We start from the raw sequence: 21,570 nt of genomic DNA, 5'->3' as shown, positions 1-21,570 counted from the left end.
CGATGCGAGGTCCGCGTGTCTATCTGCTGCTGGCCGGTGCAGCGTTCCGGGCCGAGTTCCAGTACCGGGGGAACCTGTTCATCAACATCATCGGCGGCCTGTTCTACCAGGGCGTCGGGCTGGCCTTCATCTGGGCGGTGCTGGACCGCTTCGGGCAGGTCGGCGGCTGGGGACTGGGCGAGATCGCCTTCCTCTACGGGATCAGGCTGACCGCCCACGGCCTGTGGCTGCTCCCCGGCCACCAGCTGATCCACGTCGACGAGGTCGTCATCGAGGGCGAGTACGACCGCTATCTCGTCCGTCCGGTAGCGCCGCTGGTCCAGCTCCTCACCCGCAGGGTGCGGCTGAGCTCGCTCGGCGACCTGGCGGGCGGAGTGGTCCTCCTCTCCATCGCCTCAGCCTCCGCACCGGTCGACTGGTCACCGGGGGCCGTCGGCTTCCTCCTGCTCGCCGTGGTGGGCGGCGCGCTGGTGGAAGGCTCCCTGCAACTGGCCGCCTCCGCGCTGGTCTTCAGGATGAAGAGGGTCTCGCCCATCAAGTTCGCCATTGACATGATCTTCAGCGACTTCGGCAACTACCCGCTGAAGATCTTCGGCCCGGTGGCCGGCTTCGGGCTGACCTTCGTCTTCCCGCTGGCCTTCGTCGCCTATCTGCCGGCGACCGTGCTGATGGGCCGGGAGGAGGAACTCGCCGTGCCGGATTGGCTGGCCTGGGGCGCTCCGGCCATCGGCGTCGTGCTCATGTACGCCGCGTACCGCTTCTGGGAGCGGCAGTCCCGCCATTACGAGAGCAGCGGACACTGAGCGGGACCGCCGGGACAGCAGGACGTCTCACCCTGTGTGCTGCAGGGTAGGACGCTGCGGAGAACTGGGGCGGTCAGACGACGCCGAACGTCCCGGTCCGTACGGCGGAGACGAACGCGGAGAACGCGGCGGCGGGGACGATGAGGACCGGTCCGTCCACACTCTTGGAGTCACTGACCGGAACGACGCCGCGCGAGGCGACGAGGTTGGCGGCAACCTTGACGCAGTCGCCGCCGTTGTTGCTGTACGAGGACGTGAACCAACGGGGGGAATCGGTCGTCACGGGGTGCCCTTTCCATAGCAGGAAGCCCCACCATGGACGACCCGGCGACACGTGCGCCAGAGGGCCTCCCGGGTCCGTCACGCGTCGAAGTCGTACTCCAGGACATAGGCCGCCGCGTCCAGGACCATCTCGTTGACCTCCACGGCCCGCCCCTCCTCCTCGAAGGCGGTTCGGCAGACGAGCATCACGGGCGTACCCTCCGGAAGGTTCAGCCTCGACGCCTCCTCCGGCGAGGGCATACGGGACCGGATCTCCTCCCGGAAGTGGACCGGCTTGTGGCCCAGTTCAGCCAGCCGCGCGTAGGTCCCTCCCGGCCCGGTGTCCCGCTGAGTGATGGCCGAGCCGGCGACCAGGGACGCGGGGAGGTACGACGTAGCCAGCATCACCGGCTTGCCGTCCAGCACGAACCTCCGGCTCCTGATGCACGCGCTCTCCCCCGCCTCCAGGCCGAGCGTCCTCGCCGCGTTTTCGGAGGCGGCGCCTTCGTACACCTCAACCTGATCCACCTCGAGGCCCCGGTCTCCGCGTTCGGTTTCCCAGACGGAGCGTCCTGCTCCCCACCGCTCGTAGGCCAGTCGCTGGATCCCGCGACGCCTCAGCGGCGGGAACTCCCGTGCCGGCCCTCGCGCGTTCTGCATGTTTCCCTTGTCCGTCACGCCGGAATCAGTTCAGGCCGGACGGTCGCCCGAGCCCGTTCGTAGAGCGCCTGAGCCTCATGGTTTCTGATGTGCGGTCGAATGAGATGGAACATGTCCGTCATGCGCTTGTCGATGCGGCCCGAATTCACCGCCGGATAGTCGTCCAGGGCCAGCCCCCACGTCTTGCAGGCGGCTTCAAGGTGTCCCGTTGCCAGTTGCCTCTCGGCGAGGATCGCTCGCTCCTTCACGCGCGTACGGCGATAGATGCCGTATCGCAGTCGGTCCGATTCCTGCATGGCGGCAACGGCGCCGTGCACATCGCCCATCTCGAACCGCACCTGGCTGGTGTGATAGCTCAGGGACGCAGGATCGTACGAGCCGAAAACCTTTCCCCGGGCCTCCGCCTTGTCCATGGCCGTTTCGGCTTCCTGCAAGTACATGAGAGCCGAGCGGCGATCACCGATCTGCGCGGCCGCATGAGCCTGTTGCCCAGCGAGAAAGGCGCGCATCCGGGGGCCGGCCTGCGGCGACGACGCAGCTGCGGCATCCGCGAGGCGCATGGCCACCGGCCCTTGGCCCAGGTCGACTGCCTGCACGCTCATCCCCCGGAGCGTGGTGCAGAACGTCAGGTGATCCTCCGAGGCTCCAGCCAGCTCCAAGGCTTGGAGGTAGTAGCGTTGAGCGAGCCCGTGCAGCCCTTCGTCGACCGCCATGTATCCCGTGAGGTAACAGAGGTCCGACGCAGCCGACATCATCGCTTTGCGTACGTCGTCGGGACCGCTGGACCGCAGGAACGGCACGACCGTGTTCACCAGAAAGGCTGCGGCAAGCGGGCGGGCGGTACGCCCCCCGAACTGGTCGTCCATCGACGAGAGCTGCTCGGTCATGGCGGCGACGGTGTGCACATCCGACATACCCATGCGGGTACGAACACCTTGCTGCACAGCTTCCATCCGCCCCACTACGTCCGGCCAGTCCGGCACAGTGAGGGCAACGGAGAACAGAGCAACGCCCAGCACGCTACGGCGAGACGGGTCCATGTCCAACCTCCCCAGGTCGATGATCCCGTCCACCGTAGTGAGCGGCGCTCCCTCCATCCCACCAATAGGGGCAGGGAAGCCTGCTTCCGACGGTGCCACGGGGCGCCCGAGCTTTCGGGCGAACGCTTCCAGGATCAGGGGCCGGGCGTCTTCGCGCGGTAGCCCGCCTCTCAGCCACTGATGCACGGACGGGGCACGGTACTGCGTCGGGGTGCCGCGTTCCGTACCGATGCGGTTGACCGCTTGCGCACACTGTCTGAGCGTCCACCCCGTCTCACGGAATAGCCGATCAAGGCTCGCGTTCGGCCCACTGGTGCTCACGATTCCGTCAACTCCCCCTGCACAGAGACGCCGAGTACTTAACGCTCTTTAATCCTGTGCGCTTCCCAACACTACCGCCGAGAGAACGCACACGGTTGCCTTGAGTGCACAGACGATCACTCAGCGGAAGGGAACACGTGCGAGTGGAAATGGAGTCGCTGCCACCCACAGTGGGTGCGCTCCTGGTCGACACCAGCCGCAACAACCGCGTCGGCGAGTTCCGAGGGGTCGCCGGCCTCTACTGGTCCCTCCGCGCCGTCGGCGGCGGGCGCAAGTGGGAGGTCGAGCCCCGGCACGTACGGCCCGCGCTGCCCATAGAGCAGCTGCGCGCCCGTACCGCCCGGGCCAACGCCCGCAGCCGGGGTGAGGTGCTGTGACGGCACGCCCCCTCGCCCGGCTACGGGTCCGGCTGACCCTCGCCCTGGGGGCCGCCGAGATCCGCCTACGGCTCCGCCTCCCCCGCCTCATGTGGGCACTCACCCGGCACCCGGCCGATCGCGAGAGCCCGTTCGCCGAACTCGTACGCATCGAATCCGACCCCGCCTACCGGGCCCTGTTCTTCGCGGAGCTGGATGCCGCCCTCCAAGACCGACTGGCCACCCGGACCGCCGTCGTGGCGGAGATCGAGGCGGTGGCCGAACAGCTCCGGAGCCTCGTCCAGCGCAGCGACCACGAGCGTGCCACATGATGCGCGCGAGTTACGCCGCCGAGGTCACCCTGACCGCCGGGCAGCGGTTCGCCTCGCTCGGCGGAGTCACCGTACGCAACCGGCGCCTGGCCCTCCTCTGGCTCCGCCGACAGGCCCTCCGCCTCGCCAACGGGCATGGCGGCGCCGTACGAGACGAGCCACCCGGCGACGTCCGGCCCGTCGTCTTCCATGGCTCCGACGCTCCCGAAGGGCTGCGGTTGTGGGCCACCGACCACCACCACCAGGACGACGCGATACGGACCCTGGAAGCGGGCTTACCTCTCCGGTTCACCGTCCTCGACCCCGCCGTCGGGCTCAGCCTCACCCTCGCCGGGTGGCACGCCTCCCCGGCCGACCACCCGTAGCCCCTCCACGGAAGAGACCTCACGTGCTGCAGTGCACCGCGGTGACCCGGATTCCCCTCGGCGAAGTGACCGTCGCCCTCGTCACCCTGGCCGGCGAGCCCGGCACCCCGCCCGACGGCTTCACCCTCGACCACTACGTCCTGTGCGAACTCGGTGAACACGACACCCTCACCGATCACGCCGCACTCCTCAGCGCCGCCGCCGAACCCAACCGGCCCGCCCTTTGGTTCTTCTGGACAGGCACCGACACCGACCGCACCCACCACATCCGGGCCGAGCCCTGGTGCCCCGCCACCCTCCGCAACCTCGACACCGACGCCCTCTTACAGTGCTCGTTCTTCAACGACCACACCATTGGGCACTCGTGGGACGTCACCGACCCGCTCGGGGACCTCATCGCCGGAGCGCTCAGCAGTGACAACGCCTCCGGCGATTCACGAGAGCGGCCCCAACCGTGAACCAGTGCACCACCTTCGCTCTTCTCCCGCCTCCGGACCATCTCATCGCCCTGTCGCCCGCCGGACACCGTCCCGAGGCCGGACATGTCCTCTGCGAACTCGGCGAGGACCACGACGACCAGCACGCCGCCATGCTCTGGGACGAGGGCGGACGGCCCGGAAGTGCCGTCTGGGTTCGATGGAAAGGCTCAGGGCGTGCCGGGCTCACCTCACTCTCCTGGTGTCCCGCGCACGGCACCCGTAACGAAGCCTGCGAACTCTTCGCCGCGCACTCTTCCGCACACAGCTGGGACATCACGGACCCCACCGTCGAAGCGATCACGCTGGTCCTCGCCCGTCAGCACCCCTACCTGTTCCCCAGGGACCGGGGCAAGGACGGAAGCTGACCCCGCCCAAGAGGAGCGGCACCGGGTAAGGGCCTCCGTTGGGGCTGCCGATCCGGGTCGTAGCCGGGCCGGCAAGGCCCCGCCTAGGCCTTCGCCCAACCCTTCGGGTAGGAGCGCCGCGTGACCTTATAGGGGCGCGCGGCGCTATACGGTTCCGTGCGCGCCGCCTCCCCCCGTTCCGCGTCGCGGAGCTGCCGGTCGATGCGGCGCTCGCGGACGAATCCGATGGCGGCCGGGAGGGCCACGAAGGCGAAGAGGGCGATCACGGTCAGGTAGTCCAGGAAGAGGTTCATGGCTCTACTGTCGTCCGCGCCGCCGAAAAGAGTCAGTGGCAGCACTGCCACACAGCATCAAATTACTGCCACACTGGCTCCATGCTGAAAAACGTCGCCGTCCTGCTGCTGGACGAAGTCCACCCCTTCGAACTCGGCGTGCTCTGCGAGGTGTTCGGTCTCGACCGCAGCGAGGAGGGGCTGCCGGTCCACGACTTCGCGGTCGTCTCCGCCCAGGGGCCGGTCCTCCAGACCCATGCCGGCTTCACCATCAGTACCCCCTACGGCCTCGACCGGCTGGAGGAGGCCGACCTCGTCGCCGTCCCGGCGAGCAGTCACGTCGCGGACCGGGCGTACCCGGAAGAAGCCCTGTCGGCGCTGCGGCGGGCCGTGGAGCGCGGGGCGCGGGTGTTGAGCGTCTGTTCCGGGGCGTACGTCCTCGGGGCGGCGGGCCTGCTGGACGGGCGCCGCTGCACCACGCACTGGCGGCACGCGGCGGAGCTGGCCCGCCGCTATCCGAAGGCGATCGTGGAGCCGGACGTGCTGTACGTGGACGAGGGGCCGGTGATCACCTCGGCCGGGACCGCCGCCGGGATCGACGCCTGCCTCCATCTGGTGCGCCAGGAGTACGGGCAGGACGCGGCCAACACCATCGCCCGGCGCATGGTGGTGCCGCCGCACCGGGACGGCGGGCAGGCGCAGTACATCAGCCGCCCGCTGCCCCGGAACGCGTGCGACACGGTCGGCTCCACGCTGGCGTGGATGGAGCACCACCTGGACCGGGAGATGTCGGTGGAGCAACTGGCGGCGCTGGCGCACATGTCGCCGCGCACCTTCGCCCGCCGCTTCCAGCAGGAGACCGGGACGACTCCGTACCGCTGGCTGCTGCGGCAGCGGGTGCTGCTGGCCCAGCATCTGCTGGAGACCTCCGACCGGACGATCGACACGATCGCCGGGCAGACGGGGTTCGGCACGGCGGCGACCCTGCGCCACCAGTTCGTCCGCACGCTCGGGACGACGCCGAACGCCTACCGCCGGACCTTCCGGGGCCCGGCGGGCACGGTGCCCGACGTCGCCTGAGAGGCCCTCAGCTGTTGGGGACGGTCTCGTAGCGCGGGGTGCCCTCTTCCATCTGCCGCAGCGCGTCCTTGCGGTCGCGCTTGGAGAGGCGGTCGATGTACAGGTAGCCGTACAGGTGGTCCGTCTCGTGCTGGAGGCAGCGCGCGAAGTAGCCGCTGCCGCGCACCTTGATCGGGTTCCCCTGGGCGTCCTGGCCGCGCACCACCGCGTAGTCGGGGCGGGCGAGGGAGGCGTACGCGGTAGGGACCGAGAGGCAGCCCTCGTTGGAGTCGTCCAGCACCCGCGCCTCGGGGGGCAGCTCCTCCAGGACGGGGTTGCAGACCACGCCGGTGTGCCGGTTGCCGTCGTCGTCGGGGCAGTCGTAGACGAAGACCTTGAGGTCGACGCCGATCTGGTTGGCCGCCAGGCCCACGCCCTCGGCGGTCTTCTGGCTGGCGAACATGTCGTCGATCAGCTGCGCCAGCTCGTCGCCGAACTCGGTGACGTCCTTGCACTCCTTGTGCAGCACCGGGTTGCCCACGACCGTGATCGGACGCGACGTGCCGCGCTCCCGGTACGCCGCCTCGCGCGCCTCGCAGTCCTCGGTGTCGACGATGAACCCCTCGTCGTCCACGCCGATCCGCCCGTCCGTCTCCTGCTGCGACATGTCCGCCGTACGCCTTCCTGCAAAACCTGAACTCGGTGACCCCGCCGGACCCGGTCGAAACCCGGGAACCACGGGAGGAACAGCACCGCGATCGGTGCGCGTACAGCCTACGGGCAGCGGTCAGCAGACTTCTTCGAGATCCCGCCACTCGCGGCTGTCCGGGCTGTCGGCGACCCAGCCGTCCAGCAGCCCGCGCACCAGACCCGCCGGGGCCGCGAGACCGCACTCGCGCTCGGGGACCCAGAGGTCACCGCCGCCCGCCGTGCGGTGGCCCAGCGGTCCCGGGTGGCCCGGCTCGCTGTGGTCGTGCGGGTCCAGGTGCTCCCCGTCGCCCTCGTCGCTCTCCATCCGGCTCTCCGAACAGGCCCGGCAGAGCAGCCGTACGGAGGAGGACCAGTCCTCGGCGGCGAACCCGGCGTCCGAGGCCAGCTTCTCCAGCGCGTCCCGGTCCTCCTCGGTGGCCGCCTCCAGCAGCACCACCCAGGTCGGCACCGGGGAGGGCGCCCACAGCTCGATCTCGTCGAAGACCGGGTACGAGGGGCCGGCGGCGGTGACCCGCTCGCCGTTGGGCACCCCGTCGTGGAGGACGACCTCGCCCCAGCGCCGCCCGGAGGACGGCAGCGGGATGGAGAGCACCTCCATCCGGGCCGGGTCGAGCCGGCGCCCCCAGACGACCTCGGCCTCGCCCTCGGGCGAGAGCCTCACCGCGGCGCTGCCCAGCTCCATACCGGTCGGCTCGGTGGTGGCCGCGCTGTTCAGCCCGGAGCCGGGCACCTTGAGGCCGTACGCCTGCCAGGCCCGCCGCGCCAGCGGCCAGTCCTGGAGCGCGGTGGCGGCGATGCCGACGTTCCACCAGTCCGGGGCGCCGGACTCGCGGTCCAGCAGCGCGACCGCCCGCAGGCCCGCCGCCCGCGCCTGCTCCCAGTCGTGCCGGAACTTGTGGAGCAGCGCCAGATTGAACCAGGACTCCGAGAGCCAGGGCTCCAGATCCGCCGCGCGCGTCAGCAGCGCCCCCGCGTCCTCGTACCGGCCGTCGCCGATCAGCGTGAACGCGCGGTCCGTGGCCTGCCGCCAAGAGGCGGACGGCCGATGCCGTACCTTCCCGAAGATCCTCACGATTCCCGCCTGTCCCGACTGGACACCCTCGTTTTCCGCTCTGCTTTCGCATCCAACCATGCCCGGCCGGACGCCCGCTCATTACCCATGGGTTACCCAGCTCCGGCCCGGGTCAGACCGCCCCGGCCGAGGACTCTCGCGAGCGCCTCGACCACCTGCGGCTGGTGGTCGTGGCCGGTGGAGAGCCTGAGCTCCTCCAGCGCCCCCAGCGGCCCGCCGACGCCTTCCCCGCACAGGTCGTCGTATGCGTTGACCGTCCTGACGATCCTGGCGGCAGGAAGCTGCTCCCGGTACGGATCGGCCTGCTGTTCCACCACCGCGGCGACCTCCGGGTCCACCCCGGTCCGGCGCACCACCGCCCCGCCGAGCAGCGCGATCCGGCGCTGGTCGGCGGCGGGCAGCCTGGCGGTGGCCCCGTCGGCGACCGGGTCGAGCAGGGAGAGCTGGCCGATGTCGTGCATCAGGGCCGCGTACTCCAGCACGGTCAGCTGCGCCCCGGTGAACCCCAGCTCCCGCCCCACGGCGGTGGCGAGCGCGGCGACCCGGCGGGCGTGGCCGGGCGGGGTGTACCCGGCGATCTCGGTGGCGCGGGCGAGCGAGGCGATGGTCTGCCGGTAGGTCGTGCGGACGGCCGCGTACCGGCGGAAGGAGACCTGGGTCAGCAGCAGCGGCACACAGAGCACGGGCAGCGCCCACAGCCCGGCGACGGCGACACCGAGCGCCAGCACCACCCCGCTCGCCCCGACCGCGGGCCCGATCCCGGCGAGCGCCCGCAGCTCCTCGCCGAGGAACGGTCCGTACGGGGGCGGGGTCCCGGTGCCGTACGGCAGGGCCCGGCAGCGCGCCACGAGGGCGGCGAGCAGGGCGTCGCAGACGGCGGTCAGCGCCAGCAGCCCGAGCAGGAACAGCGCGAAGTACAGGCCCTCGCCGAACCACCGCACCGCCTGCCCGGAGTTGTACAGCGGCTGGAAGCAGACGGCCGCGAACCCCACGGTGAGCACCCGCCGCGCCGCCCGGTCCAGGTCCGGCCCGCCGCCCCGGGCGAGCTGCGGCACGGCGGCCACGAGCTGCGCGGCGACGACCACGGTGACCACCTGGAGGGGCCCGTGCCCGGTCGGCTCCCCCGCGCTGTCCCCGAGCAGGGCGTACGCGAGGGCTCCGGCGGCGGCGAGCGGCGCGGGCTCCCGCTCCCCGGGCGCCCCGCCCCGGCGGGCCAGCTCCCCGAAGGCGACGAGGAGCCCGAAGGCGAGGGCGTGGCCCGGTTGGGTGAGGCCGTATCCGAGGGTGTGGGCCGACGCGGCGAGGGTGAGGCCGAGGGCGGCGCCGCGCAGGGCGAGGAGGGCGGGCGGGGTGCGGCCTCTCCACGGCGTGATGGGCTTCATGGGCGTGCGGCCCTTGGACGGCGTGCGGCGCTCCGACGGCGTGCGGCTTCTCACGGCGACCGGTCCGGGGCGGGTCGGCGGTCCCGGGCCGGCCGACGGTGCTGACCCCGGGCCGTAGGCACCCCGGCCCCCACCCCCGCCCCCGTCTCGTCCGCCGTGACCGCGGTGTCGGCGCCGCTCCAGCCGTGCCGGTCCAGGGCGCGGACGAGCGCCCGCACCATCCGCGGGTCGAACTGGCTGCCCGCACACCGCCGCAGCTCGGCCAAGGCGGCGGTGACGGGCCGCGCGCGCCGGTAGGAGCGGGTCGAGGTCATGGCGTCGAAGGCGTCGGCGACCGCGACGATCCGGGCGGACTCGGGGATGGAGGCGCCGCTGAGCCCGTACGGATAGCCGGTGCCGTCCAGCCGTTCGTGGTGGTGCAGGATCGCGGCGCGGGCCTCGTCCAGGAAGCCGATGGACCGGACGATCTCGTGCCCGTACTCCGGGTGCAGTTCCATGACCCGGCGCTCGTCGGGGGTGAGCGGGCCGTCCTTGCGCAGCACCCGGGTGGGCACGCCCAGCTTGCCGACGTCGTGCAGGATCCCGGCGAAGCGGAGCGCCTCCAGCCGGCCGGGGTCCATGCCGAGCTCACGGGCGATCAGGACGGAGGCCCGGCCGACCCGCTCGCTGTGGCCGCGCGTATAGGTGTCCTTGATGTCGACGGCCTGGACCAGTGCGCGGATGGTGGCGCGGTGGGCGGTGTCCTCGCGGTGGTACTGGGCGAAGACCCAGCTGGAGATGTACATCGGCAGCAGGACGAAGAGCGCCGAGAGCGGCCCGTACGAGCTGCGCCAGAGCACGGCCATCATCAGCCCGGCGAGCGCGTGCACCAGGTGGGGTCCCAGGGCGCGCGGCAGCAGGGTGCGCCAGGAGCGGAGTACGGGCTGCCCTTCGGCCGCCGCGAGGATGAGGCAGTCCAGGGCGGTGAGCACCAGGGAGAAGGTGACGGCGGCCGCGCCCACGGGCAGCAGGGCGTACGGGAGGTCCGGCGTGGCCGCGCCACCCAGGGTCGCGGGGCCGCCGAGCAGTGTGTGGGTCCAGGAGGCGGCCCAGCAGGCGAGGGCGAGCTGGGCGGCCCGCCAGGTCCTGCGGGCCGCGAAGGGCGGCCGGTCCACCCGGCCGGCCAGTGACGCCACAGCCGCGACCAGTGCGGCGGCCGGGGGCGGCAGCAGAAAGGCGGCGGCGGGCAGCAGGGGGAGGAACGATCCGGCACCGGTCCGGACGGAGCCCGGGTCGAAGCGGCGGCCCACCGCCTCGCAGGCGAGGCAGAGGGCGGCGAGCAGGGCCGCCGTGCGCCAGGGGACGGTGGCCTCCGGGCGCAGGGCCGGGAGGGCGCAGCAGGCGGCGCAGACCACCGCCGCCAGGATGCAGACGCGCGCCGCCGCCGGTGTGCCTCTCACGCCCGCACTCGCCCCCCGCTGGTCGCTGGAGGCGCCACGTTAGCGACGCGGCGGGCTCACCGAGCCGCAACGGGGGTGATTAGCACATTCGGGTGACTATTCGCGCGCTGTGGCGGCCTGATCCGTCCCGGCGACGGTGATGTCCTGCTCGGGCACGGCCTCGCCGGCCCTGATCAGGTCGATCCGGCCCATCACCTTGGAACGCAGGTCGGTTGGGACCTCGTCCTGTCCGCAGCACCGCTTGACCAGCTTCTTCACGGCCTGTTCCAGGCCGTACTTCTCCAGGCACGGCGAGCACTCCTCGAAGTGCACCTCGAACTTGGTGCAGTCGCCCTCGGGCATCTCCCGGTCGAGAAACTCGTAGAGATGGTCGAGGACCTCCGAGCAATCCGTCTCGTGCGGCTCTCCGCAGCTCATGAGGTAGAGCCCTTCCGATCGTCCGAGTCACCGGCACCGGCCGCGACGAGCCCGCGCTCACGGGCGTAGTCCTCCAGCATGCCGCGCAGCTGACGGCGGCCGCGGTGCAGCCGGGACATCACCGTACCGATGGGAGTCCCCATGATGTCCGCGATCTCCTTGTAGGCAAAGCCCTCTACATCGGCGAGATAGACGGCGATGCGGAACTCTTCGGGAATCGCCTGGAGCGCCGACTTCACGTCGGAGTCCGGCAGGTGGTCGAGGGCCTGGGACTCGGCCGAACGCAGACCGGTCGACATGTGCGACTCGGCGCGCGCCAGCTGCCAGTCCTCGATCTCCTCGGCGGCGCTGCGCTGGGGCTCACGCTGCTTCTTGCGGTACGAGTTGATGAAGGTGTTGGTGAGGATGCGGTACATCCACGCCTTGAGGTTCGTGCCCTCACGGAACTGGTGGAAGGAGCCGTACGCCTTCGCGTAGGTCTCCTGGACCAGGTCCTCGGCATCGGCGGGGTTGCGCGTCATGCGCAGCGCGGCCGAGTACATCTGGTCGAGAAAACCGAGGGCGTCCCGCTCGAAGCGCGCGTTGCGCTCGGCGGTCGTCTCCGGTGCACGGCCGTCGTCGGTCCCTGTGTCGGTCCCAGTGACCGGACCCACCTCCTCCAACGATGTGGCGGAGCCGAAACCGGACCCGCTCGCCTCGGAGAATAGTCGACCTTGCTTCGAGACGGGCTGTCGATCCTGCTTCGTGGCAGGCTGCCGATCGGATCCGCCCATGGACCGCTCAGGAGTGGTCCTCGCCGCATGCAGCACGGTCCACTCCAGTTCAGCGGCGTTCGAGCGGCTCGGGCAGATGGTCGAACCCATGCGACGGACTCCCTCTCCACGTACGACGTTGTTGTACCGACGTCCCGAACAACAGCGCCCCCGTACGCCGCATTCCCGGGGTCCGGGTCACCCGGGGCTCACCCCAGTGCGGCGAGCCACTTCGCCACCGCGCCGGTCAGGACGCCCATCGCCCCGGCCTCGTCCAGCCCGGACTTCTTCGGTACGGCGAAGCCGTGGTCGCCGTACGGCACCTCCCGCAGCTCGTACGGGCCGGGCGGGAACTCCTCCGGTCGGCCGAACGGGTCGTTGCCGCCCTGGACCACCAGGGTGGGCACGCCGGTGGAGAGCAGCTCGTCCGCCCGGGACTTCTCGGGCCTGCCCGGCGGGTGCAGCGGGAAGCTGAGGGCGAGGACGGCCAGGGCGCCCAGCTCGGCGGCGGTCCGGCAGGCGACCCGGGCCCCGGCGCTGCGCCCCGAGGAGACGACCGGGAGCCCGGGGGCGGCCAGGGCGGGCCACACTCCGCGCCAGCCGGTGTCCAGGGTCTTCGGGGCGGGGGCCATCTTCTTGCCGGCCACCCGCCAGGGCTGCTCCACCAGGGCGACGGTGACCCCGTGTCCGGGCAGGGCGGCGGCCAGGGCCTTCAGGTCGCGGGCCTCGATGCCGCCGCCCGCTCCGTGGCTCGTGGCCAGCAGGAGACGGGGCTCGGGCGCGGGGAACCAGGTGATCCTGGCCTCACCGGCGTCGGTGGTGACGTTCTGCGTACGCGGTTGAGGGCTCACCGCGCCATCCTCTCCCGCACGCCGGTGAGAACAGCGTGGACTCCTCCGTTCAGAACAGCGTGGACTCCTCCGGCGCGGCCAGCTCCTCCAGCAGTTCGGGCCCGTTGTTGCGGACGTTGCTGACGGCGGTGGCGACCGGGTAGGCGCGCATCAGCCCGCCGGGCGGCGGCTCCAGCAGCGCGCGCAGCTCGTCGAGGCCGGTGTGCGTGGGGTCGAGCCAGGTGTCCCAGCGGTCCGGGGTGAGCATCAGCGGCATCCGGGGGTGGATGTCGGCGAGCGCGCCGGGGCCCTCGGCGGGGGCTACGGCCAGGGGCGTGGTCTCGGCCTCGGTGGTGATCACCGAGCACGTCACCCACCAGGCGTTCGCGTGGTCGCCGGGGAGGGTCGGGTCGCGCCAGAACTCGTACAGTCCGGCCATCGCGAAGACCGAGCCGTCGGCGGGGGTGACGAAGTAGGGCTGCTTCCGCGCCCGCTTCTTGCCCTTCTTCTCCTCCAGCTGCCGTTCCTCTGCGCCGGTGACCCACTCGTAGTACCCGTCGGCGGGCAGGATGCAGCGGCGCTGGGCGAAGGCGCGGCGGAAGGACGGCTTCTCGTGCACGGTCTCCGCGCGGGCGTTGATCATCCGGGCCGCGCCCTCGGGGGTCTTCGACCAGGAGGGGACGAGCCCCCACTTCAGGGCGCGCAACTGGCGAACCGGACGCTGGTCGTCCGCGTCCTTAACAGGACGCTCCAGTACCGCGTAGACCTCTTTGGTCGGCGCCACGTTCCAGTCCGGCTCCAGGGTCTCGGTGGGTTCCCACTTCTCGACACCGAAGAGTCCGGTCAGGTCCTCGGGCCGCCGACTCGCTGCATACCGTCCGCACATAAGTGCCAGACTGCCACGACCGCCCGCCCCCGCCGCAAGGAGTCGCCCGGCCGATGAACAGCACCGAACTGGGCGATCTGTGGGATCGCCTCACCGGCACCCAGTCGGCCCCCGAGCAGTGGCTGGTGGTGGTGACGGCCGCCCTGGCGCTCATCGCGGTCGTGCCGAACCCGATATGGCGGCTCGCCCGCAACACCATCACCATCGCCCACGAGGGCGGCCACGGCCTGGTGGCCCTGCTCACCGGGCGTCAGCTCTCCGGCATCCGGCTGCACTCGGACACCAGCGGGCTGACCGTGAGCCGCGGCAAGCCCACCGGGATCGGCATGATCCTCACCGCGGCGGCCGGCTACACGGCCCCCTCGCTGCTGGGCCTGGGCGGTGCCTGGCTGCTGACCAACGGCCGGATCACGCTGCTCCTGTGGATCGCGACGGCGCTGCTCGCCGCGATGCTGGTGATGATCCGCAATGTGTACGGGGCCCTCACCGTCATCCTGACCGGCACGGTCTTCCTGCTGGTGTCCTGGCTGACCTCCTCCGACGTGCAGTCCGCCTTCGCGTACGCGGTGGTCTGGTTCCTGCTGCTGGGCGGAGTGCGGCCGCCCTTCGAGCTCCAGTCGAAGCGGCGGTACGGAGGTGCGCCGGACTCCGACGCCGACCAGCTGGCCCGCCTGACGCACGCCCCGGCGCCGCTGTGGCTGTTCCTCTTCCACGCGGTGTCGCTGTGCTCGCTGATCGGCGGCGGGCGCTGGCTGCTGGGCTGGTGATGCCCGGACCGGGGGGACCGGGGCTGCGAGATCCTGGAGACAAGGGTTCCGAGGCCCTGAAGGGCGACTCCGGTCCGTACCAGTCTTTCGTTACGAGCCGGTTTCCGCCCTTTTCCGCAGGATCCAGGTTCACCCGGAACCACTAAAGTGATGGCCATGACCGAGAGTTCCGTGCACCCTGCCCTCTGGCCCGCCCCTCACGCGAGCGGAGCCGTCGACGCGACCGTCACCGTGCCCGGATCGAAATCGGTCACCAACCGGGCGCTCGTCCTCGCCTCGCTCGCCTCCGAGCCGGGCTGGCTGCGCCGCCCGCTGCGCTCCCGCGACACCCTGCTGATGGCCGAGGCGCTGCGCGCCATGGGCGTCGGCATCGAGGAGACGATCTCCTCCAGCTCCACCGCCTCGGGCGAGCCCGGGATCACGGGCGAGGCCTGGCGGGTCATCCCGGCGGGGCTGCACGGCCCGGCCACCGTCGATGTCGGCAACGCCGGCACCGTCATGCGCTTCCTGCCGCCCGTCGCCACCCTCGCCGACGGCCCGATCCGCTTCGACGGCGACCCCCGCTCGTACGAGCGGCCGCTGACCGGCGTGATCGAGGGGCTGCGGGCGCTGGGCGCGCGGATCGACGACGACGGGCGCGGCGCGCTGCCGCTGACGGTGCACGGCGGCGGGGCGCTGGACGGCGGCCCGGTGGCGATCGACGCGTCGTCGTCCTCGCAGTTCGTCTCGGCGCTGCTGCTGTCGGGGCCGCGCTTCAACCAGGGCGTGGAGGTCCGGCACACCGGCTCCACCCTCCCCTCGATGCCGCACATCCGGATGACCGTCGACATGCTGCGGGCCGTCGGGGCGCAGGTGGACGAGCCGGAGACGGGTGGCGAGCCGAACGTCTGGCGGGTCTCCCCCTCCGCGCTGCTCGGCCGGGACCTGACGATCGAGCCCGACCTCTCCAACGCCCAGCCGTTCCTGGCCGCCGCGCTGGTGACGGGCGGCAAGGTCACCATCCCCGACTGGCCCGAGCGCACCACCCAGCCGGGTGACGCCCTGCGCGAGATCTTCACCGCGATGGGTGGCAGCTGCGAGCTGACCGAGCGCGGGCTGACCTTCACCGGTACGGGCCGGATCCACGGCATCGACGTGGACCTCGGCGAGGTCGGCGAGCTGACCCCGGGCATCGCGGCGGTCGCGGCACTGGCCGACTCCCCCTCCACGCTGAGCGGCGTCGCCCATCTGCGGCTCCACGAGACGGACCGGCTGGCCGCGCTCACCAAGGAGATCAACGAGCTGGGCGGTGACGTCACCGAGACGGCCGACGGGCTCCACATCCGCCCGCGCCCGCTGCACGGCGGCGTCTTCCACACGTACGACGACCACCGCATGGCCACCGCCGGGGCGATCATCGGCCTCGCGGTCAAGGGCGTGGAGATCGAGAACGTGGGCACGACCGCCAAGACCCTGCCGGACTTCCCGGACATGTGGACCGGAATGCTCGGGGCCTAGGACATGCGCCGCTACGGGAAGAACCCCGACGAGGACGACATCCGCGTCCGCCCCAACCGCAAGGGCAACCGGCCGCGTACGCACATCCGGCCCAAGCACGAGGACGCCGAGGACGGCATGGTCCTCACCGTCGACCGGGGCCGGCTCACCTGCCTCGTCGACGGCCGGACCGTGGTGGCGATGAAGGCCCGCGAACTGGGCCGCAAGGCCGCCGTGGTGGGCGACACCGTCTCCATCGTCGGGGACCTCTCGGGCGAGAAGGACACCCTGGCCCGGATCGTGCGCATCGCCTCACGCCGTACGGTGCTGCGCCGCACGGCCGACGACGACGATCCCTACGAGCGCGTGGTCGTCGCCAACGCCGACCAGCTGGCGATCGTGACCGCGCTGGCCGACCCGGAGCCGCGCCCGCGCATGATCGACCGCTGTCTGGTGGCGGCGTACGACGGGGGCCTCACCCCGCTCCTGGTGCTGACCAAGTCCGACCTGGCCTCGCCGGACAAGCTGCTGGAGGCGTACACGCCGCTCGGCGTCCCGTACATCGTGACCAACCGCGAGGAGCTGGAGAACGGCGGCGCGGCGGACCGGGTGCGCGAGCAGTTGAACGGCAAGATCACAGCCTTCGTCGGGCACTCGGGGGTCGGCAAGACGACGCTGGTCAACGCGCTGGTCCCGAAGGACCGGCGGCGGACCACCGGCATCGTCAACGCGGTCACCGGCCGCGGTCGGCACACCACCACCTCCGCGCTCGCGCTGCCGCTGCCCGACGGCCGCGGCTGGGTCGTCGACACCCCCGGCGTACGGTCGTTCGGGCTGCACCACGTCGACCCGTCGCGCGTCATCAACGCCTTCCCCGACCTCCAGCCGGGCACCGAGAACTGCCCGCGCGGCTGCACCCACGACGAGAACCAGCCGGAGTGCGCGCTGGACGCCTGGGTGGCCGAGGGGCACGCCGATCCGGCCCGGCTCGACTCCCTGCGCCGGCTGCTCTCGACCCGGGAGCGGCGCGAGGGCGACTGACCCGGCCCCGGCGCACCGGACCGGCCGCGGTATGACTGCATCCGGCCCTTGCGCTCCGGGCGGGTTTGCGAGAGTTTCAACGATCGGTAAAGGCATAATCGCACCGAACGTGATCCCTCAGTCACCTACGCAGGAGGCAACGGACGATGGCATGGCTGCTGGTCGTGGTCGCCGGACTGCTGGAGACCGGTTTCGCCGTCTGTCTGAAGCTCTCCCACGGGTTCACCCGGCTCTGGCCGACGATCGCGTTCGCCGCTTTCGCCCTGGGCAGTTTCGGCCTTCTGACGCTGGCCCTGAAGAAGCTGGACGTCGGACCGGCGTACGCGGTGTGGACCGGCATCGGAGCGGCCGGTACAGCGATCTACGGCATGGTCTTCCTCGATGACGTGGTCTCGACGCTGAAGCTGGTGTCGATCTCGCTGGTCATCCTCGGAGTGATCGGGCTCCAGCTGTCCGGCTCCACGCACTGACGCCGCCGTCAGCCCTGGGCGGCGGCCTCCCGGATCAGCGGCTCGAACTCGTTCCGTACATAGGTGTCGAACGGCTCCCTCAGCGCGCCGTCGATCACCCGCCGCACCCGGTGCTCCGCGGCGAAGGCCCTGATCGCCGAGCGGGAGGCCGGGCCCACGCCCCCGCCGATGATCAGCACGCCGAACTCACCGGTCCGCAGCAGCGTCAGGGCCTCCTCGTCGGTGCTCACCCCCTGCGCGTCGAAACCGTCCGCGCGCAGCGTGGCCAGTACCGCCGTCACCCTGGCGGGCGTCCTTCCCAGCACCAGCGTCCTCATGGTCGTTCCTCTCCCGTGGGTCGGCATCTGCGCCCCTGAACCTAGAGGCTCAACCGGGCTTGAGGTCAACCCCTGCTCCCCTGTCGTGGCAGCGGCATGGTGCGCCGGGCAGGGCCGGTTACGGCACGGCACGACCACGCAGGAGAGCGCGAGCCTCAGCACGAGCTCGCAGCGCTCCGCGGCCCTGCCCGCCGCCTCGGCCGAGCCCGGCTCCGTAGTCGAGTCCGGCTCCGCGACGGGAAGCGACGCCGCCGCCATCCGGTCCTGCGCCAGTCCCAGCAACCGCGCCGGGCCCGGGACATCGTGGCCGGGGCGCGGCAGCCCTTCCTCCCAGAGCCCCGTGAGCAACCCCTTGACCAGCGGGTCCTCGCGGGCGGCCCGTACGGTCCAGACCGCCACGGCCGCCGAGTGCTCCGGCGCGGGCGCCGTCAGTGCGCGGTCCACGCCGGTCAGATAGCCGTCGGCGGCCTGCCGCAGCAGGGCGGTGGCCAGCCCGTCCTTGGTGCCGAACTCGTTGTAGAGGGTCTGCCGGGAGACACCGGCCAGCGCGGCGACGTCGACCATCCGCACCGTGCGCCAGGGCCGGTCGGCGAGCGCCCTGAGGGCGGCGTCCAGCAGGGCTTCTCGCGCTGTCGGCATCGCCGCCTCCCGCACCCAGGGGCCTGCGGTTCAGAGTTGAGGCGCACATGGCGACTGTCAAGGGTCCGCGTACGGGACGGGGGCCGGTGGCCCCTGCACCGTACGGCTGGATACTGTGACGGCATGCCCGACTACCACGATGATCTGCGCCTCGCCCACGTACTGGCCGACGCCGCCGACGCGGCGACGATGGACCGGTTCAAGGCTCTCGACCTGAAGGTGGAGACCAAGCCGGACATGACGCCGGTGAGCGAGGCCGACAAGGCCGCCGAGGAGCTGATCCGCGGCCACCTCCACCGGGCCCGCCCACGGGACGCGATCCTGGGCGAGGAGTACGGCATCGAGGGCACCGGACCGCGGCGCTGGGTGATCGACCCGATCGACGGCACCAAGAACTACGTACGCGGTGTGCCGGTGTGGGCGACGCTGATCTCGCTGATGGAGGCGGGCGAGAACGGTTTCCAGCCGGTGGTCGGGGTGGTCTCCGCGCCGGCGCTGAGCCGGCGCTGGTGGGCGGCGAAGGGCGCGGGCGCCTTCTCCGGGCGGAGCCTCACCTCCGCGAGCCGGCTGCACGTGTCGAAGGTGGAGACGATCGCGGACTCCTCGTTCGCGTTCTCCTCGCTGACCGGCTGGGAGGAGCAGGGCCGCCTCGACGGCTTCATGGACCTGACCAGGGCCTGCTGGCGGACGCGGGGGTACGGGGACTTCTGGCCGTACATGATGGTCGCCGAGGGTTCCGTGGACATCTGCGCGGAGCCGGAGCTCTCGCTGTGGGACATGGCGGCGAACGCGATCATCGTCCAGGAGGCGGGCGGCCGGTTCACCGATCTCGACGGGGCCGACGGTCCCGGTGGCTCCAACGGGGCCGCTTCGAACGGTCTGCTCCACGACGAGCTGCTGGGCTACCTCAACCAGCGCTACTGAGACCCCTGCCGGTCACCGGGCGCCCCGGGGAGTGCCGCGCGTGCTTGCGCACTCCCCCGGTACGCGCCCGGTCCACCCCTTGTCGACCCGCCCCAAGGGTGCAACTCTGAGAGTCCCCCCACTTGTGAACTTGTGAATCGACTCACAGAGTCGGCGCACCGAGGAGGTGGCTCGTTTCATGCTCGTCCGTGACGCCATGAGCACGGTGGTCCTCACCATCGGCCCCACCCACACGCTCCGCCAGGCCGCCCGGCTGATGTCGGCCCGCCGCATCGGGGCCGCCGTCGTCCACGACCCGGACACCTGTGGGCTCGGGATCATCACCGAGCGCGACATCCTCAACGCGATCGGGGCGGGCCAGAACCCCGATCTGGAGACCGCGTCCGCCCACACCACCACCGATGTGGTGTTCGCCGCCCCGGCCTGGACCCTGGAGGAGGCCGCGGAAGCCATGACGCACGGCGGGTTCCGGCATCTGATCGTGCTGGACGGCAACGGGCCGGTGGGCATCGTGTCGGTGCGCGACATCATCCGCTGCTGGGCGCCGACCCGCCGCCGTACGGTGGCCACCGCCGGGTCGGCGCAGTGACGGCCGATGGGCCGGACCCCCGTGAGGGGATCCGGCCCACCGTCGACGGCAGGCGCCCGGTCAGCCGCGAAGGGCCTGGACCGCGGCTTCCAGCCGCTTGCCGAAGTCGCCGTCCGCCTGGCGGAAGTTGTTGATCGCGCGCTCGGCGATGTCGTCGCGCGAGACCTGGGAGATGAACCCGGCGAGGTTCTCGACCAGCCGGCCCTTCTCGTCCTCGCTCAGGAGCCGGTAGAGGTCGCCGGCCTGCACGAAGTCGTTGTCCTCGGCGTGGCTGTAGGCCTCGTGGTTGCCGGTGTCACCGGTGACCGGCGTGGACTGCCAGAGCGGGCGGTCCGTCTGGAAGGGGCCGCCGAAGCTGTTCGGCTCGTAGTTCTTGGTGCCCTTGTGGCGGCCGTCGTAGAGGTAGCCGTCCCGGCTGTTGGTGCGCGCCTCGGTGGCGTGGGGGCGGTTCACCGGCAGGTGATCGGCGTTGATGCCGACGCGGTAGCGGTGGGCGTCGCCGTACGCGAAGAGACGGCCCTGGAGCATCTTGTCCGGGGACGGGCCGATGCCCGGCACGAAGTGCGCGGGGCTGAAGATCGACTGCTCGACCTCGGCGAAGATGTTCTCCGGGTTGCGGTTGAGCTCCAGCTTGCCGATCTCGACCGGCGGGTAGTCCGCGTGCGGCCACACCTTGGTGAGGTCGAACGGGTTGAAGCGGTACGTCGCCGCGTCCGCCGCCGGCATGATCTGGACCTGCACCGTCCAGGACGGGAACTCACCGCGCTCGATCGACTCGCGCAGATCGCGCTGGTGCGAGTCCGGGTCGACGCCGGAGAGCCGGACGGCCTCCTCGGTGGTGAGGTTCTTGATGCCCTGGTCGGTCTTGAAGTGGTACTTGACCCAGAAGACCTCTCCGGCCTCGTTGTTCCACTGGAAGGTGTGCGAGCCGTACCCGTTCATGTGGCGCAGCGTGGCCGGGATGCCGCGGTCACCGAAGAGCCAGGTCACCTGGTGCGTCGACTCGGGCGACAGACCCCAGAAGTCCCAGACGTTGTCCGCCTCCTGCGAGCCGGTGTACGGGTCGCGCTTCTGGGTGTGGATGAAGTCGGGGAACTTGATGGCGTCCTTGATGAAGAACACCGGGGTGTTGTTGCCGACGAGGTCGTAGTTGCCCTCCTCGGTGTAGAACTTCAGCGCGAAACCGCGCGGGTCGCGCACGGCGTCGGCGGAGCCGAGGTTGCCGGCGACCGTGGAGAAGCGCAGGAACGTCTCCGTCTCCTTGCCCACCTCGGAGAGGAACTTCGCCCGGGTCCACTGCGAGACGTCGCGGGTCAGCGTGAAGGTGCCGTACGCGCCGGCGCCGCGGGCGTGCACGACGCGCTCCGGGATGCGCTCCCGGTTGAAGTGGGCGAGCTTCTCCAGCAGCGCCTGGTCCTGGACCAGGACCGGACCGCCGACGCCTGCGGTCTCGCTGTTCTGGTTGTCGCCTACCGGCGCCCCGGCCTCCGTGGTGAGCGGTCCCTGCGTCACGTGCGCCTCCTGCGTCATGTCTTGTACAAGCCT

General features: G+C 71.3%; 25 protein-coding genes and 2 pseudogenes. 13 read left to right on the top strand and 14 right to left on the bottom strand.

Annotated features, from left to right (window positions below; all coding sequences use genetic code 11):
* Positions 1-2: 2 nt before the first annotated feature.
* Positions 3-803, top strand: a complete 801-nt coding sequence (locus IE264_RS12630) for an ABC transporter permease (RefSeq protein ID WP_032757890.1) — start codon at positions 3-5, stop codon at positions 801-803.
* A 73-nt stretch (positions 804-876) separates the two neighbouring features.
* Here the strand turns inward: IE264_RS12630 and IE264_RS12625 are convergent, their stop codons facing one another.
* The 3 genes and pseudogenes from IE264_RS12625 to IE264_RS12615 all read right to left on the bottom strand — a co-directional run bounded on the left by IE264_RS12625 (position 877) and on the right by IE264_RS12615 (position 3,085).
* Positions 877-1,086, bottom strand: a complete 210-nt coding sequence (locus IE264_RS12625; RefSeq protein WP_032757888.1) for a DUF397 domain-containing protein — start codon at positions 1,084-1,086, stop codon at positions 877-879.
* A 77-nt stretch (positions 1,087-1,163) separates the two neighbouring features.
* A pseudogene (locus tag IE264_RS12620) lies at positions 1,164-1,700 on the bottom strand (GntR family transcriptional regulator); the annotation flags it as partial.
* A gap of 38 nt (positions 1,701-1,738) precedes the next feature.
* Entirely contained in the window at positions 1,739-3,085 is a 1,347-nt protein-coding gene (locus IE264_RS12615) for an NsdA family TPR-like regulatory protein (RefSeq protein WP_078657493.1), read from the bottom strand.
* A 149-nt stretch (positions 3,086-3,234) separates the two neighbouring features.
* On the opposite strand from IE264_RS12615, the gene IE264_RS12610 reads away from it, so the two are divergent.
* The 5 genes from IE264_RS12610 to IE264_RS12590 are packed head-to-tail and all read left to right on the top strand — an operon-like array spanning position 3,235 to position 4,982.
* A complete protein-coding gene (locus tag IE264_RS12610) occupies positions 3,235-3,462 on the top strand; it encodes a hypothetical protein (RefSeq protein ID WP_032757886.1) in 228 nt (75 codons plus the stop codon).
* Positions 3,459-3,773 (top strand): hypothetical protein, encoded by a 315-nt coding sequence (locus IE264_RS12605; protein WP_229887514.1) that lies wholly within the window; start codon positions 3,459-3,461, stop codon positions 3,771-3,773. The genes IE264_RS12610 and IE264_RS12605 overlap by 4 nt, the downstream gene beginning before the upstream one ends.
* Positions 3,770-4,138 carry a hypothetical protein gene (locus IE264_RS12600; RefSeq protein ID WP_032757885.1) on the top strand — a complete coding sequence of 123 codons (369 nt, stop codon included), beginning with the start codon at positions 3,770-3,772 and terminating at the stop codon, positions 4,136-4,138. Before IE264_RS12605 ends, IE264_RS12600 begins: the two co-directional genes overlap by 4 nt.
* A 23-nt stretch (positions 4,139-4,161) precedes the next feature.
* Positions 4,162-4,596, top strand: coding sequence for a hypothetical protein (locus IE264_RS12595; RefSeq protein WP_032757884.1), 435 nt, complete (start codon positions 4,162-4,164; stop codon positions 4,594-4,596).
* Positions 4,593-4,982: a hypothetical protein gene (locus IE264_RS12590; protein ID WP_032757881.1), complete on the top strand. Its 390-nt coding sequence runs from the start codon at positions 4,593-4,595 to the stop codon at positions 4,980-4,982. Before IE264_RS12595 ends, IE264_RS12590 begins: the two co-directional genes overlap by 4 nt.
* A gap of 83 nt (positions 4,983-5,065) precedes the next feature.
* Here the strand turns inward: IE264_RS12590 and IE264_RS12585 are convergent, their stop codons facing one another.
* Positions 5,066-5,275 (bottom strand): hypothetical protein, encoded by a 210-nt coding sequence (locus tag IE264_RS12585; RefSeq protein ID WP_032757879.1) that lies wholly within the window; start codon positions 5,273-5,275, stop codon positions 5,066-5,068.
* An 81-nt stretch (positions 5,276-5,356) separates the two neighbouring features.
* On the opposite strand from IE264_RS12585, the gene IE264_RS12580 reads away from it, so the two are divergent.
* Positions 5,357-6,334 carry a GlxA family transcriptional regulator gene (locus IE264_RS12580; RefSeq protein WP_032757878.1) on the top strand — a complete coding sequence of 326 codons (978 nt, stop codon included), beginning with the start codon at positions 5,357-5,359 and terminating at the stop codon, positions 6,332-6,334.
* 7 nt (positions 6,335-6,341) lie between these two features.
* Here IE264_RS12580 and def read toward each other — a convergent pair whose 3' ends face one another.
* From def to IE264_RS12540, 8 genes are all read right to left on the bottom strand, one after another.
* Positions 6,342-6,980, bottom strand: coding sequence for a peptide deformylase (gene def, locus IE264_RS12575; RefSeq protein ID WP_032757877.1), 639 nt, complete (start codon positions 6,978-6,980; stop codon positions 6,342-6,344).
* A 120-nt stretch (positions 6,981-7,100) separates the two neighbouring features.
* Positions 7,101-8,096, bottom strand: a complete 996-nt coding sequence (locus IE264_RS12570; protein WP_015611249.1) for a tetratricopeptide repeat protein — start codon at positions 8,094-8,096, stop codon at positions 7,101-7,103.
* Positions 8,097-8,188: 92 nt separating this feature from the next.
* A complete protein-coding gene (locus tag IE264_RS12565; RefSeq protein ID WP_032757876.1) occupies positions 8,189-9,478 on the bottom strand; it encodes an HD-GYP domain-containing protein in 1,290 nt (429 codons plus the stop codon).
* A 50-nt stretch (positions 9,479-9,528) separates the two neighbouring features.
* The gene (locus IE264_RS12560) at positions 9,529-10,917 is read right to left on the bottom strand and encodes an HD-GYP domain-containing protein (protein ID WP_032757875.1); all 1,389 of its coding nucleotides are present in this window, start codon (positions 10,915-10,917) and stop codon (positions 9,529-9,531) included.
* A gap of 96 nt (positions 10,918-11,013) precedes the next feature.
* Positions 11,014-11,334 (bottom strand): mycothiol system anti-sigma-R factor, encoded by a 321-nt coding sequence (gene rsrA, locus IE264_RS12555; RefSeq protein ID WP_015611246.1) that lies wholly within the window; start codon positions 11,332-11,334, stop codon positions 11,014-11,016.
* Complete coding sequence (locus IE264_RS12550) at positions 11,331-11,987, bottom strand: sigma-70 family RNA polymerase sigma factor (protein ID WP_018510075.1); 657 nt, start codon at positions 11,985-11,987, stop codon at positions 11,331-11,333. The genes rsrA and IE264_RS12550 overlap by 4 nt, the downstream gene beginning before the upstream one ends.
* Before the next feature lie 308 nt (positions 11,988-12,295).
* Positions 12,296-12,937 (bottom strand): alpha/beta hydrolase family protein, encoded by a 642-nt coding sequence (locus IE264_RS12545; RefSeq protein WP_015611244.1) that lies wholly within the window; start codon positions 12,935-12,937, stop codon positions 12,296-12,298.
* A 49-nt stretch (positions 12,938-12,986) separates the two neighbouring features.
* A complete protein-coding gene (locus IE264_RS12540) occupies positions 12,987-13,802 on the bottom strand; it encodes an SOS response-associated peptidase (protein ID WP_015611243.1) in 816 nt (271 codons plus the stop codon).
* Between the two features lie 53 nt (positions 13,803-13,855).
* Here IE264_RS12540 and IE264_RS12535 point away from each other — a divergent pair, with 53 nt between their 5' ends.
* From IE264_RS12535 to IE264_RS12520, 4 genes are all read left to right on the top strand, one after another.
* Positions 13,856-14,569: a M50 family metallopeptidase gene (locus tag IE264_RS12535; RefSeq protein ID WP_032757874.1), complete on the top strand. Its 714-nt coding sequence runs from the start codon at positions 13,856-13,858 to the stop codon at positions 14,567-14,569.
* 156 nt (positions 14,570-14,725) lie between these two features.
* Positions 14,726-16,066: a 3-phosphoshikimate 1-carboxyvinyltransferase gene (gene aroA / locus IE264_RS12530; protein ID WP_032757995.1), complete on the top strand. Its 1,341-nt coding sequence runs from the start codon at positions 14,726-14,728 to the stop codon at positions 16,064-16,066.
* A 3-nt stretch (positions 16,067-16,069) separates the two neighbouring features.
* Positions 16,070-17,086, top strand: coding sequence for a ribosome small subunit-dependent GTPase A (gene rsgA, locus IE264_RS12525; RefSeq protein WP_032757873.1), 1,017 nt, complete (start codon positions 16,070-16,072; stop codon positions 17,084-17,086).
* A gap of 146 nt (positions 17,087-17,232) precedes the next feature.
* Positions 17,233-17,556, top strand: coding sequence for a DMT family transporter (locus IE264_RS12520; protein ID WP_015611239.1), 324 nt, complete (start codon positions 17,233-17,235; stop codon positions 17,554-17,556).
* 443 nt (positions 17,557-17,999) lie between these two features.
* On the opposite strand, the pseudogene IE264_RS12510 reads toward IE264_RS12520, so the two are convergent.
* A pseudogene (locus tag IE264_RS12510) lies at positions 18,000-18,512 on the bottom strand (TetR/AcrR family transcriptional regulator); the annotation flags it as partial.
* Positions 18,513-18,635: 123 nt separating this feature from the next.
* Here IE264_RS12510 and hisN point away from each other — a divergent pair.
* Both hisN and IE264_RS12500 read left to right on the top strand, forming a co-directional pair.
* Positions 18,636-19,436 (top strand): histidinol-phosphatase, encoded by an 801-nt coding sequence (gene hisN / locus IE264_RS12505; protein WP_032757872.1) that lies wholly within the window; start codon positions 18,636-18,638, stop codon positions 19,434-19,436.
* Between the two features lie 178 nt (positions 19,437-19,614).
* Complete coding sequence (locus tag IE264_RS12500; RefSeq protein ID WP_032757871.1) at positions 19,615-20,025, top strand: CBS domain-containing protein; 411 nt, start codon at positions 19,615-19,617, stop codon at positions 20,023-20,025.
* 60 nt (positions 20,026-20,085) lie between these two features.
* Here IE264_RS12500 and IE264_RS12495 read toward each other — a convergent pair whose 3' ends face one another.
* Positions 20,086-21,555 carry a catalase gene (locus IE264_RS12495; RefSeq protein ID WP_015611235.1) on the bottom strand — a complete coding sequence of 490 codons (1,470 nt, stop codon included), beginning with the start codon at positions 21,553-21,555 and terminating at the stop codon, positions 20,086-20,088.
* Between the last annotated feature and the right edge of the window lie 15 nt (positions 21,556-21,570).

The sequence above is a fragment of the Streptomyces microflavus genome, assembly GCF_014650075.1.
In the GTDB taxonomy this organism is placed as follows: domain Bacteria; phylum Actinomycetota; class Actinomycetes; order Streptomycetales; family Streptomycetaceae; genus Streptomyces; species Streptomyces microflavus.
Note: the sequence above shows the minus strand (reverse complement) of the source record. Positions and strands in the feature narration are given on the sequence as shown.